2 protein-coding genes and 1 pseudogene are annotated in these 1,766 nt (G+C 69.1%); all 3 read left to right on the plus strand.

Annotated features, from left to right (window positions below):
* Window positions 1-505, plus strand: a 505-nt coding sequence (locus E1281_RS39485; protein ID WP_131884785.1) for a dienelactone hydrolase family protein, incomplete at its 5' end; no start/stop codon positions are given.
* A 171-nt stretch (window positions 506-676) separates the two neighbouring features.
* The gene (locus E1281_RS39490) at window positions 677-1,207 is read left to right on the plus strand and encodes a pyridoxamine 5'-phosphate oxidase family protein (protein WP_131884786.1); all 531 of its coding nucleotides are present in this window, start codon (window positions 677-679) and stop codon (window positions 1,205-1,207) included.
* A 160-nt stretch (window positions 1,208-1,367) separates the two neighbouring features.
* Window positions 1,368-1,766 (plus strand): annotated as a pseudogene (locus E1281_RS39495) (excinuclease ABC subunit UvrA); the annotation flags it as partial.

The raw sequence follows: 1,766 nt of genomic DNA on the forward strand, positions 1-1,766 counted from the left end.
GCTCCGTGGGGCGGGGCACGAGGTGCACATCCCCGACCTCTACGACGGGCGGGTCGTGGACTCCTCCGAGGAGGGCTTCGAGATCAAGGAGGAGATCGGCCGGGACGAGCTGCTGCGGCGCGCGGTGGCGGCGGCCGCTCCGCTGGTGGACGAGGGCGGGCTCGTCTACGCGGGGTTCTCGCTCGGCGGCGCCCTCGCCCAGACCCTCGCGTTCGCGGACGCCAAGGCCGGTGGCCTGCTGCTGATGCACGGCACGTCCGACATGACGGACGACGCGTCCACCGACATCCCGGTGCAACTGCACGTCGCCGACCCCGACACCTACGAGCCGGTCGACTGGCTCAACGCCTGGTACCTGCGCATGCGCAGGGCGGGCGCGGACGTCGAGATCTTCCGGTACCGGGGTGCCGGGCACCTGTTCACCGACCCGGACCTGCCCGACTACGACGCCGAGGCCGCCGAACGCGCCTGGACGATCGCGCTGAGCTTCCTGGATTCCCTCTGAGGAGCAGCCGGAAGGGATCGTCGGAAACGACGTCCTGAGACCGCCCCGCGCCGGTCCGCAAAGCGGATGGAAACATGACGCACGCTGTCAGGTTTGAACGCGATCATGGGTTCACGGGTCGGCGCCGTGGTGGGCGTGGACCGAGCCCAACGGATGGACAAGGGGAGTTCCATGCGCGAGACGCGAGAAGACCTGGAAGAGCTGCAGGACCTGCTGGACGCCTCCCTGTCCCGCTCCTCCTCGCACCTCCGTTCGATCATCAGTACCGAGACCACGCTGAACGCGGAGCAGCTCACCGGGGTCCTCACCGGCATGTGCACCCTGGCCCTGTCCACCGTGACGGCGAAGGGCGAACCGCGGATCAGCGGCGTGGACGGGCACTTCCTGCAAGGCAAGTGGTACTTCGGCACGGCGCGCACAGCCGTCAAGGCCCGTCACCTGGCCGCCCGCCCGGCCGTCAGCGCCGCGCACATGCGCGGTGAGGACCTGGGCGTGTTCACCCACGGCACGGTGGAGATCCTCAATCCCCAGAACGGCGAACCGGCCGCGGACTGGCCGGATGTCCTCGCCTACCTCAAGGACTTCTACGGCGCCGACTCCTTCGACTGGGACGACGAGGTCGTCTACTACCGGCTGAATCCGCACTGGATGAGCGCCTACGCACCCGATGCCGCCAAGCTCACCGGGACGCCCCGGTCCTGACCCGCGGCAGGGCTGTATCGGGACGGCCGCGTGTCGGCCCACATATCTGGTGAAACGCCGCATTGAGGCGTGATCGGTGAGCCCAGCATGGGCGCGGGCTATGCCGACCGCCTATGTCCTGCTGCGTTGCGAGAGGGGGAGATGAAGGTTGGTTGCGTTCGTGCGAGACATCGCGAGTCCGGGGTGGGAGACCATCGAGGTGGTGGGGGCTCGTACCAACAATCTGCGGGACGTGTCGGTGAGCATCCCCAAGGGGCGGCTCGTCGCCTTCACCGGAGTGAGCGGCAGCGGCAAGACCTCGCTGGCCGTCGACACGCTGCACAGCGAGGCCCAACTGCGGTATCTGGAGGGGCTCTCGCCGTTCGTGCGGCAGTACATCACCCAGCGCAACCGGCCGAAGGTCGACCGCATTCTGGGACTCGGCGCGACGCTCGCCGTCGACCAGCGCCGCCTGAACCGCAACCCCCGCTCCACGGTCGCGACGATCACCGGCATCGACGGACACCTGGGGCTGCTGTACTCGCGCCTTCCGGGGGTCGGCGCGGCCCCGGCGGGAGGG

Origin of the sequence: Actinomadura sp. KC345 (genome assembly GCF_004348515.1) — a bacterium.
In the GTDB taxonomy this organism is placed as follows: Bacteria; Actinomycetota; Actinomycetes; order Streptosporangiales; family Streptosporangiaceae; genus Spirillospora.

What these genes read in the sequence shown, in the direction of transcription:
- E1281_RS39490 (WP_131884786.1), top strand. Translation starts at nt 677, where the DNA reads ATGCGCGAGACGCGAGAAGACCTGGAAGAGCTGCAGGACCTGCTGGAC.